The 17,244-nt window shown below is 70.9% G+C and carries 13 protein-coding genes; 5 read left to right on the forward strand and 8 right to left on the reverse strand.

Features of this window, described 5'->3' with window-relative positions; all coding sequences use genetic code 11:
- Positions 1-138: 138 nt before the first annotated feature.
- From atzF to ACZ3HL_RS05355, 5 genes are read right to left on the reverse strand one after another with little or no spacing between them, the layout of a single operon-like run.
- On the reverse strand, positions 139-1,752 hold the full coding sequence (gene atzF, locus ACZ3HL_RS05335; protein WP_465528923.1) for an allophanate hydrolase: 1,614 nt from the start codon (positions 1,750-1,752) through the stop codon (positions 139-141).
- Positions 1,749-5,315 carry an urea carboxylase gene (gene uca / locus ACZ3HL_RS05340; RefSeq protein WP_465528925.1) on the reverse strand — a complete coding sequence of 1,189 codons (3,567 nt, stop codon included), beginning with the start codon at positions 5,313-5,315 and terminating at the stop codon, positions 1,749-1,751. The genes atzF and uca overlap by 4 nt, the downstream gene beginning before the upstream one ends.
- Complete coding sequence (locus ACZ3HL_RS05345) at positions 5,312-5,923, reverse strand: urea amidolyase associated protein UAAP2 (protein WP_465528927.1); 612 nt, start codon at positions 5,921-5,923, stop codon at positions 5,312-5,314. Before ACZ3HL_RS05345 ends, uca begins: the two co-directional genes overlap by 4 nt.
- The gene (locus ACZ3HL_RS05350; RefSeq protein WP_465528929.1) at positions 5,920-6,753 is read right to left on the reverse strand and encodes an urea amidolyase associated protein UAAP1; all 834 of its coding nucleotides are present in this window, start codon (positions 6,751-6,753) and stop codon (positions 5,920-5,922) included. The genes ACZ3HL_RS05345 and ACZ3HL_RS05350 overlap by 4 nt, the downstream gene beginning before the upstream one ends.
- 11 nt (positions 6,754-6,764) lie before the next feature.
- The gene (locus tag ACZ3HL_RS05355; RefSeq protein ID WP_465528931.1) at positions 6,765-8,231 is read right to left on the reverse strand and encodes an amino acid permease; all 1,467 of its coding nucleotides are present in this window, start codon (positions 8,229-8,231) and stop codon (positions 6,765-6,767) included.
- Between the two features lie 177 nt (positions 8,232-8,408).
- On the opposite strand from ACZ3HL_RS05355, the gene ACZ3HL_RS05360 reads away from it, so the two are divergent.
- Entirely contained in the window at positions 8,409-9,065 is a 657-nt protein-coding gene (locus ACZ3HL_RS05360) for a TetR/AcrR family transcriptional regulator (RefSeq protein WP_465412227.1), read from the forward strand.
- A 6-nt stretch (positions 9,066-9,071) separates the two neighbouring features.
- On the opposite strand, the gene ACZ3HL_RS05365 is transcribed toward ACZ3HL_RS05360, so the two are convergent.
- The 3 genes from ACZ3HL_RS05365 to ACZ3HL_RS05375 form a co-directional block, all read right to left on the reverse strand.
- The gene (locus ACZ3HL_RS05365) at positions 9,072-10,337 is read right to left on the reverse strand and encodes an HRDC domain-containing protein (RefSeq protein ID WP_465412228.1); all 1,266 of its coding nucleotides are present in this window, start codon (positions 10,335-10,337) and stop codon (positions 9,072-9,074) included.
- Between the two features lie 68 nt (positions 10,338-10,405).
- Positions 10,406-11,122: a response regulator transcription factor gene (locus ACZ3HL_RS05370; protein ID WP_034318331.1), complete on the reverse strand. Its 717-nt coding sequence runs from the start codon at positions 11,120-11,122 to the stop codon at positions 10,406-10,408.
- 945 nt (positions 11,123-12,067) lie between these two features.
- On the reverse strand, positions 12,068-12,631 hold the full coding sequence (locus ACZ3HL_RS05375) for a DUF3000 domain-containing protein (RefSeq protein ID WP_465412229.1): 564 nt from the start codon (positions 12,629-12,631) through the stop codon (positions 12,068-12,070).
- An 88-nt stretch (positions 12,632-12,719) separates the two neighbouring features.
- Here ACZ3HL_RS05375 and hemE point away from each other — a divergent pair, with 88 nt between their 5' ends.
- From hemE to ACZ3HL_RS05395, 4 genes are read left to right on the forward strand one after another with little or no spacing between them, the layout of a single operon-like run.
- The gene (hemE, locus tag ACZ3HL_RS05380) at positions 12,720-13,790 is read left to right on the forward strand and encodes a uroporphyrinogen decarboxylase (RefSeq protein ID WP_465412230.1); all 1,071 of its coding nucleotides are present in this window, start codon (positions 12,720-12,722) and stop codon (positions 13,788-13,790) included.
- Positions 13,787-15,166 carry a protoporphyrinogen oxidase gene (gene hemG / locus ACZ3HL_RS05385; RefSeq protein ID WP_465528933.1) on the forward strand — a complete coding sequence of 460 codons (1,380 nt, stop codon included), beginning with the start codon at positions 13,787-13,789 and terminating at the stop codon, positions 15,164-15,166. Before hemE ends, hemG begins: the two co-directional genes overlap by 4 nt.
- A 25-nt stretch (positions 15,167-15,191) precedes the next feature.
- On the forward strand, positions 15,192-15,884 hold the full coding sequence (hemQ, locus tag ACZ3HL_RS05390; protein WP_126731581.1) for a hydrogen peroxide-dependent heme synthase: 693 nt from the start codon (positions 15,192-15,194) through the stop codon (positions 15,882-15,884).
- A gap of 11 nt (positions 15,885-15,895) precedes the next feature.
- On the forward strand, positions 15,896-17,242 hold the full coding sequence (locus tag ACZ3HL_RS05395; RefSeq protein ID WP_465528936.1) for a CoA transferase: 1,347 nt from the start codon (positions 15,896-15,898) through the stop codon (positions 17,240-17,242).
- Positions 17,243-17,244 lie beyond the last annotated feature (2 nt).

Below are 17,244 nucleotides of genomic sequence, written 5' to 3' on the forward strand. Positions count from 1 at the left end.
GTCCGTCTGATCACGTGTGTCGTCCGTCTGATCACGTGTGTCGTCCGGTCAGTCACACGAAACCGCCGCCCGCGCACCGACGGTAGGTACCTGAGCCACCTTCGGCTCTAACCGTCCTTACCACTCACGAGACGCGAGTCAACGGCTCAGGTACCCGAGCCACCCGCCGTACCCCGTGATGTCCTCGGCGCCCTCCACCGCGCCGGGCTCGCAGACGAACCCGGACACCTCGCTCCCGTCGGCCAGCCGCACCTTCCCGATCGCCAGCGGCGCCGGGACACCCGCGACGAACTCCCCGAAGCCCGCGAGCGGCAGGTCCCACACCTCGGCCTCGATCGCCGAGCCGCCCGAGGCGACCCGGACGAGACCGGGCTTCGGCGGCACGGTGTCCAGCGCGAACAACCGGTACTCCGCCGCGGTCGGTCCGGCGGAAACGAACCGGCCGCCCCGCGAGGTCAGTTCGTGGTTCAGCGGCTGCCCGCGCAGATGGGCGCCGACGACGGCGATCCGCGTCCGCCGCGGTACCGAGCGGGCGACGTCGGCGAGGATCCGGTCGGCGTACGCGGCACCGACCAGCATCACTCCGAACGGCAGCCCGCCCACGGTCCCGGCGGGCACGGCCAGTGACGACAGGCCCAGCAGGTTCGTCGAGTTCGTGAACCGGCCCAGCCGGGCGTTCACGCCCAGCGGATCGGCCTCGACGTCGGCGATCGTCGGGTGCTCCGTCGTCGTGGGCAGCAGGAGACAGTCCACAGTGGACAAAACGGCCGACGCTTCCTGCGAAAGCTCACCGAGCGTGGCGAGGTCGGAGAACAACCGGTGCGCCGGGATGTCCTTGGCCGCGCCGATGATCCGCCGCACGGCCGGATCCACGGCGTCCGGGTTCGCGTCGATGAACTCGCCCACCGCCGAGTACCGCTCCGCCACGAACGCGCCCTCGTACAGCAGGCGCGCCGCGGCCAGGAACGCCGATATGTCGACAGTGACCAGTTCGGCGCCCGCGTCGCGGAACGCGTGAGCCGCCGCGGAGAACGCTTCCGCCCACCCGTCCTGGAGAGGTCCTGCCTCGGACGGCACGCCGATCCGGAAAGGGCGGTTCGGCACCGCAAGATCCCGGGGCTCGCTCAGGCAGGCGAACGCCGCCGAAGCCTCGTCGACCGTCCGCGCGAACACCGTCACGCAGTCGATGCTCGCGCACGCGGGCACGACGCCGGTCGTCGGCAACAGCCCCCGCGTCGGCTTCAGCCCGACGATCCCGTTGAACGCCGCCGGGACGCGGCCGGAGCCGGCGGTGTCGGTGCCCAGCGCGAGATCCACGATCCCGAGCGCCACCGCGACCGCCGACCCCGAACTCGAACCACCCGAGACGTACGCGGGGTCGATCGCGTTCCGGACCGCGCCGTGCGGACTGCGCGTGCCGACCAGTCCGGTCGCGAACTGGTCCAGATTGGTCGTGCCCAGGATCAGCGCCCCGGCCGCGCGCAGCCGCGCCACCACCGGTGCGTCCTCGTCCGGCAGGTAGGCGAACTCGGGGCACGCCGCCGTCGTCGGCAGCCCGGCGACGTCGATGTTGCCCTTGACCGCGGCGAGTTTCCCGTACAGCGGCAAGGATTCCCCCACCGCGCGACGGGCGTCCAGCTTCTCCGCGTCGGCGAGGACGTCTTCCTCCGGACGCAGGCCGATCCAGATCTCGGGCCGGTCGACCCGCGCGATCCGGTGGTACGCCGCGCGCACCCGCTCCAGCACGCTCATCCCGCGCTCCTTCCCAGAACCACCAGCGGCGTGCCGGGGGCGACCTGATCGCCGGGGGAGACGAGCACCTCGACGACCTCCCCGGCGGCGGGCGCGGGGATTCGCGCCTCGGTCTTCATCGCTTCGAGGATCACCAGCGTCTCCGCCGGGTCGACCTTCTTGCCGGGCTCGACGTCCACTCGCCAGACGGTCGCGGCGAACGGCGCCTCGACGACGTGTCCGCCGGGCGGGGCCTCGACCTTCGTGGTCGGGACCTTGGCACCGACGGGTTCCGGCCGCGGGTCGAATTCGCCCGCCGCCGCCCACGCCTGCCGCTCGGCCTCGAACGCCGCGCTCTGCTTCTCGCGGAACGCGGCGATGTCCGCCGCGTTGTCGGCCAGAAAGCGTTCGTGGTCGGCCAGCGCGAACTCGCCGTCGGTGATGTCGAGTTCCAGTTCCCCCGCCGAACTCTGTGCCCGCAGCTCCAGCAGTTCCTCGGCGGTCACCGGGTACCACGAGATCCGGTCGAAGAACCGCAGCAGCCACGGCGAACCCGGTTCGAACGATCCGCGCTGCCGCCAGCCGCTCCACACCTGCACGGTCCGCCCGACGAATTGGTACCCGCCGGGCCCCTCCATCCCGTAGATGCACAGGTACGAGCCGCCGATGCCGACCGAGTTCTCCGCGGTCCAGGTGCGCGCCGGGTTGTACTTCGTCGTCACCAGCCGGTGCCGCGGGTCCAGGGGAGTGGCCACCGGCGCGCCGAGGTAGACGTCGCCGAGGCCGAGCACCAGGTACTCCGCGTCGAACACCGTGCGGTAGACATCGTCCACACTGGACAGACCGTTCACCCGGCGGATGAACTCGATGTTCCACGGGCACCACGGCGCGTCGTCGCGCACGCCCGCCATGTACCGCTCGATCGCCTCGCGCGTCGCCGGATCGTCCCAGGACAACGGCATCCGTACGGTCCGGCTCGGCACCACGAGATCGGCGGTGCGCGGCAGGTCGTGCTCCACCTCCTGCACGAGGCCGAGCAGTTTCGGTACCGGGAGCACGTCCGGATCGACGTGGACCTGGAGCGAGCGGATGCCCGGGGTCAGGTCGACGACGCCGTCGAGCCCTTCCGTGGCCAGCCGATCGGCCAGGGCGTGGACCCGCATCCGCAGGGCCAGGTCGAGTTTCATCGGCCCGTACTCGATCAGCAGGTTGTCGTCCCCGCTGCGCCGGTAGGTGACCTCGGGGTTCTCGTCCGATGTGGACAGACGGCCGAGGATGCCGCCGTCGTCGATCGGCTTCCGGCTCGCCTTGACCGCCGTCGACGGCTCGTCTCGCAGCGCGTCCGCGTGCTCGGTGGTGATCGGCACGAACCGCACGGTGTCGCCCGGCCGCAGCTGGCCGAGTTTCCACCGCTGCCCGGTCACCACGGTCGCCGGGCAGACGAACCCGCCGAGGCTCGGCCCGTCCGGGCCCAGCAGGATCGGCAGGTCGCCGGTGTAGTCGACGGCGCCGATCGCGTACGGCGTGTCGTGGATGTTCGACGGGTGCAGCCCCGCCTCGCCGCCGTCCTCCCGAGCCCAGCGCGGCCGGGGCCCGACGAGCCGGACACCCGTCCGCGCGGAGTTGAAGTGCACTTCCCAGTCGGTGGCGTAGAACGTCTCGACGTCGTCCGGGGTGAAGAACTCCGGCGCCGCGTGCGGTCCCTCCGAGGCGCCGATCTCCCAGTGCGTGGCGAAGACCGGGCGTTCGGATTCGGGGACGGGACCGGCGACATCCTGCTCCGGAAGAGGACCGGGGTAGAGGACGTCACCGGTCGCCAGCGCGCGACCGCCATGCCCGCCGAAACTGCCGAGGGTGAACGTCGCCGTGCTGCCCAGGAAGTCCGGCACGTCGATCCCGCCGCGGACGAGGACATAGGCGCGGAGCCCGGAGGTCCCGGTGCCGACGTCGAGCACGCCGCCCGCGGGGACCTTGACGGGCGTCCACTGTGGAACGGCCGCGCCGTCGAGGGTCACCGGCGACGGCGATCCGGTGACGCAAACGCTTGCGCCCTCGGTGAACCGCAGCGAGACGCCGTCCACAGTGCACTCCAGGCCGGCCGCGCCTTCGGGATTGCCCAGCGCGCGGTTGCCCAGGCGTAGCGACAGGTCGTCCATCGGCCCGTTCGGCGGGACACCCACGTGCCAGAAGCCCAGCCGTCCCGGCCAGTCCTGGACGGTGGTCATCGTGCCGCCCCGGAGGACCTCGATCCGCGGTTCGGGGTCGCTGATCGTGTCGAGCGTCGCGGTGTCGTGCGCGACCTCGTGCAGCCGCCGATCCGCGGCGGCCGCACGCAGCTGACCGAGGTTCGTCCGGACGCCGTCCACCCGGCTTTCGCCGAGTGCCTCGCCCAGCGAGGACAGCGCCTCGGCCCGGTCGGCACCGACAGTGATCACCTTGGCGAGCAACGGGTCGTAATGCGTCGTCACGGTCGACCCGGCCTCGACCCAGCTGTCCACCCGGACGCCTTCGGGGAAGTCGGCGCGGGTCAGCAGGCCCGCGCTCGGCCGGTGCCCGGCGGCCGGATCTTCCGCGTAGACCCGTGCTTCGACGGCGTGCCCGCGCGGCGACGGCGTGGTGGCGAACATCCCGGTGTCGCCGTCGGCGAGCCGGAGCATCCACGCGACCAGGTCGATCCCGTACACCGCCTCGGTGACCGGATGCTCGACCTGCAGCCTCGTGTTGACCTCGAGGAACGCGGCCTCTTCGCGGTCCGGGTCGTAGATGAACTCCACCGTCCCGGCCGACCGGTAGCGCACGGAGGCGCAGAGGCCGGCGGCCGTCGAGACCAGGTTCTCCCGCACCGCTTCGGGCAGGCCCGGCGCGGGGCACTCTTCGAGCACCTTTTGGTTGCGCCGCTGCAGCGTGCAGTCCCTCGTGCCCAGCGCCAGCATCTCGCCCGTACCGTCGCCGAACACCTGGACCTCGACGTGCCGCGCGCGCGTCACGAGCCGTTCGAGGAACACGCCCGGGGTCGAGAAGCTCTTGGCCGCGATGCTCCGCACCACCTCCCAGGCATCGCGCAGTTCGGTGGCGGACGCGCAGGCACGCATGCCGATCCCGCCACCGCCGCCGGTGGCCTTGAGCATCACCGGATAGCCGATCTCCGCTGCCGCCGACTCGGCGTCTTCCAGGCTGTCCAGCAGACCGGTGCCCGGCAGCAGCGGAACGCCAGCCTCCAGGGCCTTTTCCCGCGCGGTGTGCTTGCTGCCGAAGACCTCCAGCTGCTCCGCGGTGGGGCCGGCGAACCGGATCCCGGCCACTTCCACCGACCTGGCGAAAGCGGCGTCTTCGGACAGGAAACCGTAACCCGGGTGGAGGGTGTCCGCCCCGGTCTTCAGCGCGGCTTCGATGACGGCGTCGCCGAGGAGATAACTCTCCCTCGCCGGCGCCGGGCCGAGCCGGACGGCTTCGTCGGCGAGCCGTACGTGCGCGGCCGTCCGGTCGGCGTCGGAATGGACGGCGACCGTCGGAATGCCCATCTCCCTTGCGGTGCGGATGATCCGGACCGCGATTTCCCCCCGGTTGGCGACGAGCAGCTTCACACGCCACCGCCGGTGACGATCATCCGGACCGGCGTCGGGTCGAAGCCGTTGCACGGGTTGTTGATCTGCGGGCAGTTCGACACCAGCACCAGGACGTCGGTTTCGGCGCGCAATTTGACCTCCAGGCCGGGCGCGGAGATGCCGTCGACGATGCCGAGCGTGCCGTCCTGTTCCACCGGCACGTTCATGTACCAGTTGACGTTGCCGACCAGGTCCCGTTTGCCGAGACCCCATTTGGCGCCCTCGGTCAGGAAGTTCTCGACGCAGGCGTGCTGGTACCGCGTGTGCTGGCCGTAGCGGAGGCTGTTCGACTCCTTGCTGCAGGCGCCGCCGATCGTGTCGTGCCGTCCGCACGTGTCCTCGACGACGGTCAGCAGCGGCGTGCCCTCGCCGGTGCGCAGCACGCTGCCGGTGGTCAGGAAGATGTTGCGCTGCGCGGCGATCGTGGCGGCCGCACTGTATCTCTTCACCGTGTCGGCGGCGTCGTAACAGAGGAAGTCCACGGCCTGGTTGCCGCCGAGGTCGATGATCGCGAGCGTCTCGCCCTTCCGCAGCACGGTGGAGTACGGCGCCCGCGCGGCGACCTCGGTGTCGGAGATGATCGTCATGCCAGGCCCCTAGCGGTGAGGTAGTCGGCGGTGTTCTCGAAGGCGCGCCGCGCTTCGGGTGACGCTGTCCATTCGGGACTGTCCGGTGTGGACGGTGTGTTCCGCTGAGCGAGGACGCGCAGCGGGGTGACCGTGTAGTCCGGGCGCGGGTCGAGCGGATGCGCGACGTTGGCGATCAGGACGATCACCGGGAGTTCCGTGCGCAGGACCACGGATTTGCCTGGGCCCGCCGAACCGGTGAACGTCAGCCCGCCGTCGGCCTCCACGTGCACGCCCTGGAAGAAGGACAGGCTCGGCGGGAGATCGCGCGGGGTGAGGCCGTGTTTGGCGGCGGCGAGGGTGAACAGCGCGTTCCCCGACGGCGAATCGCCCTGCGGGCTCCCGTCCCCGTAGCGCTCGGCGTTACCGTCCACAGTGGACGTGCCGCAGAGGGCGTCGTGGTTGCCGCTCTCGTCGGTGACGACGGTCGCGAGCACCCGCGCCTGATCCGAAAGCAGGGTGATCGCTTCGCCGAGATAGGCGTTCCACTGGACCTTCACCGTGTCCGCGACGTTCAACCGTTCCCAGGGCTGGTCCGCGTTGAACAGCAGCAGATGCGCGCAGGCGTCGCCCTCGACGTCGGTCAGCCGCAACTCGGTGCCGCGGGCGAGGACCTTGTGGGTGTAGCCGCCGGCGGCGACGGTCTCGGCCCAGACCAGCTTCGCCGGGTCGATCCCGGGCGGCGGATCCGGCCAGGTGGAGGCGGGGATGGCGGGCATCGCCTCGGTCACCGTGCCCGCTTGTGCACGGGCGTGGTCGCGAGCGCCGTACGTGGTCGATGTCGTGCTCATGGAACCTTCCTTCAGGTCGCGGGGACGGGAACCGTGGTGAGCGCGGAGCGGCGGCGCCAGCAGAGGTAGCCGGTGAGCAGCGCGGCGCCGACGAACTCGATCGGGAACAACCGGACCCAGACGGAACCGGTGCCCGCCAGGTCGTAGATCTCGGCTCGTGGCCAAGCGATGTTGACGATCATCATCGCGCCGTACCCTACTGCCGCGATGTTGACCGGAATAGCCCATCGCCCCAGGGAGAAATGGCCGGGTTCGGCGGTGAAACGGCCTTGACGGCGCCGGATCAGCAGCGGCCCGGTCACCAGGAGATAGGCGAGGTAGACCACGACCACCGAGGTGCCGGTGATCGTGCTGAAGATGGTCGGGTTGCCCAGATTCAGCAGGAGCAGTCCGATGGCGAGCGCCCCGGAAAGCATCGCGGGCGCGATCGGTGTGCCGGTGCGGGGATGCACCGCGGCGAGCCGCCTGGCGCCGGGGAGCGCGCCGTCGCGGGCCATCGAGTAGACGAGCCGGATCGTGCCGGTCTGGATGGTCAGGGTGCACACGACGACCGCGATCGCGACGTCGGCGAGGAAGACGCGACCGAGAGTGTCACCGAAGACGGCCGTGATCACGTACGGCAGCCCCTTCCCGGCCAGTTGACCGTCGGTCAGGCTCGGTGCCGCCATCAGGGCGGTGATGACGACGGCGAGGCCGCCGACGCCCGAGATCACCAGCGCGCGGAGCACGGCCCGCGGGGCGATTCGGCGGGCGTCCTTGGTCTCCTCGGCGACGGAGGCGGCGGTGTCGAAGCCGTACAGAACGTACGCGGCCATCAGTGCCGAAGCGAGAACGCCACCGGCTCCCGGGCTTTCGCCCGCGGGCTGGAGCACGACCTGGGGGCCGCGGACGGCGAACAGCGCGAGACCGGCGATCAGCACCAGGACCCCGACGAGCTCGGCCCCGACCCCGATGTCGTTGATCCGCGCCATGAGCCGCACGCCGCCCGCGTTGATCGCGGTGGTGAGGACGATCAGCAGGGTGCCGAGCAGGACCGCGTTGCTGGCGCCGGTCGGGGAGGTGATCGCCGGATCGCCGCCGACGAGCTGGAACCCGCTCCAGACCGACGGGAGGACGACCTGCAGCGCGATCGCGGCGCCGGCGAGGGCCACGACGCAGCCCACCAGCATCATCCAGCCGGCGAGCCACCCCGCGAATCCGGGGGAGAGGTGTTTCGCCCACTGGTAAACCGATCCGGCCAGCGGAAATCGGGCGGCGAGTTCGGCGAAGTTGAGCGCGACGAGCAATTGCCCGGCGATCACCAGCGGCCATGTCCAGAAGAAGAGCGTGTCGCCGAAGGAATAGCCGAAGGCGAACAGCTGGAACACCGTCGTAAGGATGGAAACGAAGGAGAAACCGGCGGCGAAGGCGGAGAAACCGCCCAGTGTACGGCGAAGTTCTTGGCGGTACCCGAAGGCGGAAAGGTCCTCGGAAGGCATTGCGGAGGCTCCTGTCTCAAGGGCCGGATTTCGATCGGCTGACCGAAATTAAGCGCGTGCGGGATCCTTCCGATCTCCGCCGGGTAAGCGCGGTGTTAACAGATACCGGATTCGGTAACCTGGGCCGACCGCCGGACGTAACAAAGATCTTCGCGGAGAAATGGCAGGATCGGATAGATGACGAAAACGACCGGGGTGGGCAGGCCGAGAGCCAGCGGCGCCGCCGCGAGCAAACAGGAGGCACGGTTCGCCGTCTTGGACGCGGCGGGGGAGCTGTTCACCGGCGCCGGGTACGCGGCGACGACCACGCGGGCCATCGCCGAACGCGCCGGACTGCGCCAGGCGTCGCTCTACTACCACTTTCCGTCCAAAGAGGACATTCTCGCGGCGCTGCTGGAGGACACCGTCCGGCCGTCACTGGACGTCGCGGGCGGGCTTTCGGCCCAGCTCGCGCCGGTCGGCACGCGGCTGTGGGCGCTGGCCTACGCGGACATCCACCTGCTCGGCAGCGCGCGGCACAACCTCGGCGCCCTGTACCTGCTTCCGGAGATCTCGTCCCCGCGGCTGGCGCGCTTCCGGGCCGAGCGGGCGGAGCTCAAACACGTCTACGGCTCGCTCGTCGCGGCCGCGGGCGTCCCCGGAGAGTTGCGCGGTATCCGGACCGATCTCGTGTTCGGGCTCGTCGAGAGCATCGCGATCGTCCGGCGCGACCAGCCGGACCTGGACGTCGAGGCGCACGCCGTCGAAGGGGCCGACGGCGTGCTGAGGCTCGCCGGACTCGGGGAACCGGACGCCGAGCTACGCGAGGCGGCGCGAGCGCTGCTGGAGGGCTGAAGCCGGTCAGGCGGCGGTGGCGTGCAGTGCCTTGCTCAGCACCGCCACCGTCAGCTCGACCTGCCACGGCCGCGCGCCCCCGTCACGGAGGACCTGGGCGACCGAGTCCTCGCTCAGGTCCGCGGGCGGCCGCCAGCAGGTGCGGCGCACCAGCTCGGGCAGCAGCAGATTCTCCACCGGGAGCCGCCGGTCCTCCGCGATCGCGGACAGCGCCGCGCGGGCGGCCGAAAGCCGGGCGGCGGCGTCGGGATCCTTGTCCGACCACCGGTTCACCGGCGGCGGTCCGTCGGTCTGCTGCGCGGGGGTCGGCAGTTCGTCGGCGGGAAGCGCGCGAGCGGCCTGCAGATGCCGCAGCCAGCTCGCGGTGTACTTGCGCTGGACCCGGCCGCTGAACACCGGCAGCGCCTGCAACTGTTCGACGGTCTTCGGGTCCGCGGTGACGGCGTTGATGATCGCGCTGTCGGGCAGGATCCGGCTCGGCGCACGGTCGCGTTTGCGGGCGAGCTCGTCGCGCGCCTGCCACAGTTCGCGCACGGCGGCGAGGCCGCGGGCGCTGCGGATCTTGTGCACGCCGGACGTCCGGCGCCACGGCTCGGCCCGGGGGGCGGGCGGCGGCGCGGTGCGGACGGCCTCGAATTCCTGCTGGGCCCATTCGAGCTTGCCCTGGGCGGCCAAGTCCGCTTCGAGCTTCTCACGCAGCTCGACGAGCAGCTCGACGTCGAGGGCGGCGTAGTTCAGCCAGTCGACGGGAAGCGGGCGCTTCGACCAGTCGGCGGCGCTGTGGCCCTTCTCCAGCTGGTAGCCGAGGAGGAGTTCGACGAGGGTGCCGAGGGCGACCCGTTCGTACCCGGCGAGGCGTCCGGCGAGTTCGGTGTCGAAGAGGCTCTTCGGACGCAGGTCGAGTTCGGCGAGGCACGGCAGGTCCTGAGAGGCCGCGTGCAGCACCCACTCGGCGTCGTTGAGCACTTCCGCGAGGGGTTCGAGCTGCCCTTCGAGCGGAATGGGGTCGATGAGGAAGGAGCCGGCACCTTCGCGGCGCAGCTGCACGAGATAGGCCTTCGGCCAGTATCGGTAGCCGGACGCGCGTTCGGTGTCCACGGCGATGGCCCCGCTGCCGCCCGCGATCTTCGCGCAGGCTTCGGCGAGGGCGGTCGCGTCGGCGATCACCGGCGGAGTGCCCTCGGCGGGCTCACGCAGCAGGACCGGTCCACCGGTGTCGTCGGTGCCGGTCTTCGGGTCCGTCTGCGGTTCTCCGGGGCGGTCGCCTTCCATAGGTGAAGACCCTACGGGACGAGCGGGCCGCGCCTGGTCCGCCCGCCCCGCAGGGCTGTTCGCCTTTGTCAGCGGATCACGCCGGCACGCATGGCCAGCGCCACCATCTGAGCCCGGTCACCCGTGCCGAGCTTGCGCCCGATGCGGGAGAGGTGGGACTTCACGGTGAGAGCGGAGAGGCTGAGTTCCTCGCCGATCTCCTTGTTGCTCTGGCCGTCGGCCACGAGCTGCAGGACCTCGACCTCGCGCGCCGAAAGCTCGCGCGGGGTGTTGTCGGTGCCCGCGACCCGGGTGCCGGTGGCCAGGACCGGTGCGACGCTCGGGTCCGCGTAGACGCCGCCCTCGAGCACCCTGCGGACGCCGTCGGTCACTACGACCGGCGATGCCGACTTGAGCAGGTATGCCTGGGCGCCGGCCTGGAACGCCGACCTGACCGCGTACGGGTCGTCCGATGAAGCGAGCACCACTACCCGAGGCCAGCCATGGCTACGGAGTTCCGTAACCAGCTCGATGCCGCTGCCATCCGGCAGTCCGAGATCGAGGATCGCCAGGTCACAAGGCCCGGTGGCCTGTGCTCGCGCCCTCGCCTCGGCCACCGTGGCGGCCTCGTGGACGGTGCCCGCACCCATCTGTGCGAGTCTTGCTGAGATTGCCTCCCTCAACAGCGGGTGGTCATCGACCACCAACACGGAAAAAAGCTCTTCCCGCGGGTGCGGAACCATGCTCGCCGGCAATGAACCGGCTGGCGTGGATCGGACGGCCTGAGAAATGCCGACGGTAGCCACGTCACTACCTCCCTGGAGTCGGTCGTGCCCCCCGACCGGCACCGGGACTTTCGGCCGTTTAGCCGCGCCAGCTTTAGACCGAAAGTGGTGTCGTCGATGGCACTGTAGCCGCCCTGAGGCCTTCGCGGGGGGATCGAATGGGTATCTATCTCAAACCAGTGGTCACTCAGGGAGTTCGTAGTAACACGATCGGGCTAGTACACAGCCGGTGGCTAACACATCGCCGAAAGAACACGATGGACTTGAGTTACCGGGGCGCGACCGACTGTGCAGATGGGCCGTGCACCTGCCGGTGCCTCTGCCCGGGAGCCTCGGCGATCGGTGCGGCGGGAGCCCGAAACCGGCTCCGGCATGGGGCTTGATCAACTTCGCGGAGCGTCATGATCGCTCCGCTCGGTGACGGCGACGGTAACGCTCCGGAAACGTCTTGGCGCGCTCGTGGCCGGGTTCGATCTTGTTGCGGACGGTGACAGCCGGGTTAGCACGAACGGGGTGGTCCAGACCTCCGAGCGACCGGCTCCGCGCAGGTAGGAGCTGGTCTAGTCCAGATGGCCGCGAAGCGACCTTCGGCGGCGTACGGGCGCTCTGAGGGGCTCGCGAATGGCTCAAGCGAAGCCTCCTTCGGCCGCTTCGCGGCTCGCGGCTGTCCGTGAAGGCCTCCTTGCCTACCTTGAGGGTAGTGAAGGAGGCCTTCACGGACTCGCGAGGGGGAGCAAGGGACCTTTGCTACCGCGCTAGTTTTCCTAGCGGCGCTAGATGGCCAGCGTTCGCAATATAACCCGAATGCTATGTCTCGATTGCTGGGATCCGGCGTGTCGGGACCCTGGGGAGAAGTCCGTGAAGGCGTCCTTGAGGGACCCAGAGTCCCTCAAGGAGGCCTTCACGGACTCGACAGATTTCAGCAGCCCCACCTGTCACAGCGCATCCTGTGGGGCCAGAAGCGGCTCAGGAGGACTGGCGCTGCTCGAAGAGGGTCACGCCGACCGGCGGCAGCCCCACGACGCTCGCCATCACCTGGCAGAACGCCTGCCCGTGCGGCCGTAGCGCGGCACTGGTCGGCGTCCAGGAGGCCCGGAGTTCCAGATCGTCGGTGCGCGCGGGCCCGGAGATGTCGCCGAAGCGGGCTGAGGACGTTTCGGTGACCGTGCCGCCCAGCGCCGTCCACTCCGCGCCGGAGCTCTCCAGCGCGTCGGTCAGCCAGGACCAGCCCACGGCGGGCAGGAAGGGATCGGTCGCCAGTTCCCGGTCGAGTTCCGCGCGGACGTACATGACCAGCCGCAGGACCCCGTCCCAGCCTTCCTGGCCCTCCGGATCGTGCAGCAGAACCAGCCGTCCCGACGCCAGCACGTCCGCCGGCCCTTCGACCTCGCAGCTCACCGCGTAGGACCACGGGGCCAGGCGCTGCGGCGGGCGCATCGTCTCCAGCCGCACCTCCGGACGGGGCCGGACCGATTGCAACGCCGCGACGGCTTCACGGAAGAGATCGGGTACTGACGTCATCGCGGTCACCAACCGACTGTAAGACGCGATCGTCCGGTTCGGGGCGCAGGCGCGCCGAGAGTAAGGCCTCCGAGCGCACATGGCACCATGAACCGTGATGTCTCCTTCAGTTGCTTCTCCCGCGCAGACCGTCCCGGCGGCTCGTCGCGCCCTGCCCGGTGCGCCGTTCCTGGCCGCCGCGCGCGGCGAACGCCCGGCTCACACCCCCGTGTGGTTCATGCGCCAGGCGGGCCGGTCGCTGCCCGAGTACCGGGCGCTGCGCGAGGGCACCTCGATGTTCGAGGCCTGCTTCGACCCCGGGATGCTCGCCGAGATCACGCTCCAGCCGATCCGCCGTCACGGCGTCGACGCGGCCATCCTCTTCAGTGACATCGTCGTCCCGCTCAAGGCGGCGGGCCTCGACATCGACATCGTCGCGGGCACCGGACCGGTCGTCGCCGAGCCGATCCGCGACGCCGCGGGCGTGCGCGCCCTGCCGGTGCTGGAGCCGGAGCAGGTGGAGCGGGTCGCCGAGGGGGTCCGGCTGCTGGTCGGCTCGCTGGGCGAGACGCCGCTGATCGGCTTCGCGGGCGCGCCGTTCACCCTGGCCTCGTACCTCATCGAGGGCGGGCCGAGCCGCAACCACGAGCACACCAAGGCGCTCATGCACTCCGAGCCCCAGCTGTGGCACGACCTGGCCGGGCGTCTCGCCGACATGGCGATCACCTTCCTGTCCGCGCAGCTCGACGCCGGGGCCGACGCGATCCAGCTGTTCGACTCGTGGGCGGGTGCGCTCTCGGAGCGGGACTACCGCGAGTTCGTCCTGCCGCATTCGGCGAAGGTGCTGTCCGCGGTCGCGGGCTACGGCGTGCCCCGGATCCACTTCGGCGTCGGCACCGGTGAGCTGCTCGTGGCCATGCGCGACGCGGGCGCCGACGTGGTCGGCGTCGACTGGCGCATCCCGCTCGACGAAGCCGTCCGGCGGCTCGGCGGCGGCGTCGTCCAGGGGAACCTCGACCCGGCGCTGCTGCACGCGTCCTGGCCGGTCATCGAGGCCGAGGTCCGGCGCATCCACGCCGAGGGCCGCGCGGCCGACGGCCACATCTTCAACCTCGGCCACGGCGTGCTGCCCGGCGTCGACCCGGACGTGCTGACGCGCGTGGTCGGGCTGGTGCACGAACTCGCATGAGCACGATCGCCGTCGTCGGTGGCGGTATCTCGGGACTGACCGCGGCGTACCGGCTGCGGACGCTGCTCGGCGAAGACGCCCGGATCGTCGTCTTCGAGGCGACAGGGTCGCTCGGCGGGAAGCTCCGCACGGTGGAACTCGCCGGTGAACGCTACGACGTCGGCGCGGAGGCCTTCCTCGCCCGCCGTCCCGAGGCGCTCGCCCTGGTCCGCGAGGTCGGACTGGGCGAAAGCCTCGTCCACCCCACCAAGGCCCGCGCCAAGATCCACGCCGGCGGCTCCGTGCTCGGCCTGCCGCCGGGCACGGTCATGGGCGTTCCCGCCTCGGCCGACGCGGTCGCGGGGGTGCTGTCGGAGAAGGGCCGCGCGCTGGTCGAGGCCGAGTCGTCGCTGCCTCCGCTGGATCTGCTCGCCGGTGACTTGCCGCTCGGCCCGTTGCTGCGTGAGCGGTTTGGCGACGAACTCGTGGACCGGCTCGTCGATCCACTGCTCGGCGGGGTCTACGCCGGGGGAGCGGACGGGCTCGGACTGCGCGCGACCATGCCCGGTCTCGCGTCCGCGATCGATCGCGGCGCACGCTCGCTCACCGAAGGCGCCGCCTCGCTCATACCCGCCTCGCCGAGTACGGCGCCGGTCTTCGGCACCCTGCTGGGTGGCCTCGGAACACTTATCGCCCGGCTCGCGGAGCTGTCCCGCGCCGAGATCCGGACCGGGACCACGGTGACGACGCTCGAGCGCACCGCCACCGGCTGGAAGGTCGACGACCTCGACGCCGACTCCGTACTTCTCGCCGTCCCGGCTCCTGCGGCACGACGGCTGCTCGACGGTGTCGCGGGCGTGGCCTCGTCGGTGTTCGCCAAGATCGAACTCGCGTCGATGGCGGTGGTCGCGCTCGCGCTTCCGCCGGGGACCGCGTTGCCGGAGTCGTCCGGAGTGCTGATCGGCGCGGGGGAGCGGGACGCGGCCGGGAAGCCGTTCGCCGCCAAGGCGTTCACCTTCTCCTCCCGCAAGTGGGCGCACCACGGCGAAGGCCCGGTGCTGGTGCGTGGCTCGGTCGGCCGCTTCGGCGAACCGGGGGCGCTGCACGCCGACGACGACGGACTCGTGCGCGTGGTCCGCGACGACCTGGCCCGGCTGACCGGGGTCACCGCCGAGCCGATCGACACCCTGGTGACCCGATGGGGCGGTGGGCTCCCGCAGTACGGCATCGGGCACCTCGTCCGCGTCGAGCGGATCGAGCGTGCCGTCGCCGCCGTCCCCGGCCTCGCCGTGGCGGGCGCGACGCTGCACGGCGTCGGGCTCCCGGCCTGTATCGCCACCGCCGACGCGGCCGCCCGCCGCATCGCCGGGATCACACCGACCCACGAGGGCTCCTGAGCACCGGCAGTGCCAAGATGGCGGTATGGCGCGGCTGAACTACAACGAGCTCAATGACACCATCCGCTACACCGCCTGGTCGGTCTTCCGGGCCGAGCAGGGCAAGCTCGGCGAAGACCGCGCGAAGGCGACCGCGGAGACCACCGAGTACCTCGACGCGCTGGAGGCCAAGGGCGTCGTCGTCCGCGGTGTCTACGACCTCTCCGGGCTGCGCGCCGACGCCGACTACATGATCTGGTGGCACGCCGAGGAGATCGAGCAGGTCCAGGCGGCGTACAGCGGCTTCCGGCACACCCCGCTCGGCCGCGCGTCGGCGCCGGTGTGGAGCCAGGTCGCGCTGCACCGCCCGGCGGAGTTCAACAAGAGCCACATCCCGGCGTTCCTCGCCGGGGAAGAGGCCCGCAAGTTCATCTGCGTCTACCCGTTCGTCCGCTCCTACGAGTGGTACCTGCTGCCGGACGACGAGCGCCGCAAGATGCTCGCCGACCACGGCAAGGAAGCCCGCGACTACCCGGACGTCCGCGCCAACACGGTCGCGTCGTTCGCGCTGGGCGACTACGAGTGGATCCTGGCCTTCGAGGCGGACGAACTGCACCGCATCGTCGACCTGATGCGGCATCTGCGCGGCACCGAGGCCCGCCTCCACGTGCGCGAGGAGATCCCGTTCTACACCGGGACCAAGGTGGAACCGGCCGAGCTGATCGCGCTCCTGCCCTAGTGAAGGCCTCCGTGGACGCACGCGTCTGGACCACGCTCACCGGCGACACCCTCGCCGAAGACGCCGTCGAGATCACCGGCCCCGAGTCGGTGCTGCCCGGGACCTTCCGGGTCGAGGAAGCGGCGACGACGAGTATCGCCGCGGCGACGCTGGCCGCCGGGGAACTGTTGCGGCTGCGGGGAATCGAGCCGGGCCAGGTCTCGGTCGACACCCGGCACGCCGCCGCGTCGTTCCACAGCGAGCAGTACGTCCGCGTCGATGGGGAACCGGTGCCGTTCAGCGCGCCGCTGTCCGGCGACTACCGCGCGAACGACGGCTGGGTGCGGCTGCACTGCAACTACCCGCGCCACGTCTCCGCCGTGTGCTGGGGCCTCGGCGTGCCCGCGACCAGGGCGGCGTTCGAGAAGATCGTGGCGGCCAAATCGAAGTACGAGGTCGAGTCGGCGGTCATCGGCGCCGGTGGTGCGGCCGCCGTGATGCGGAGCCGTGACGAGTGGCTGGCGCACAAGCAAGGGCAGGCGTCGTCCGCGTTGCCGGTCGCCGAGATCCGGTCGCTCGGGCCGTCGGAACCCGTGCGGCTGTTCGAGTCGGACCGGCCACTGGGCGGGGTGCGGATCCTGGACCTGACCCACGTCATCGCCGGACCGGTCGCGGGCCGCGTGCTCGCCGCGCACGGGGCGACCGTCATGCACATCGGGTCGGCCCAGCTGCCGACCGTGCCGCCGCTGGCCGTCGACACCGGGATGGGCAAGCTCTCGGCGTACGTCGACCTGGAGACCGAAGCCGGACGCTCGCGGCTGCGCAAGCTGATCGCGCGCGCCGACGTCGTCCTGCAGGGTTTCCGGCCGGGATCGCTGGTGGCCAAGGGTTTCTCGCCGGAAGCGATCGCCGAACTCCGGCCGGGAATCGTCGTAGCGGACCTGTCCGCATACGGCTGGGAAGGGCCGTGGGCGCGCAGGCGGGGATTCGACAGCCTGGTGCAGATGGTGTCGGGGATCGCCGACGAGGGCGGCAGGACGGCCGGGCTCGACGGCCCGGGACCGCTTCCGGTGCAGGCACTCGACCACGCGACCGGCTGGCTCACCGCGGCGGCGATCATGACCGCCGTCCGCCGGGCGGCCACCGAGGGCGGCAGCCAGCATGTCCGTACCTCGCTCGCCGGGACCGGGGAGTGGCTGAACTCCTTGGGGCGCAAGGAAGCCGGGCCCACCGGCTTCGACGGCGGCGAATGGCTCGAAGACGTCGACGGCCAGCTCGGCCGGGTCACCCGGGTCAAGATGGCGGGCACGCTGCCGGGCTCGAATCCACAGTGGACGGAAGCGACACACGTGCCCGGAAGCGACCGCCCGGTCTGGTGACC

Source organism: Amycolatopsis sp. NPDC000009 (assembly GCF_055563465.1).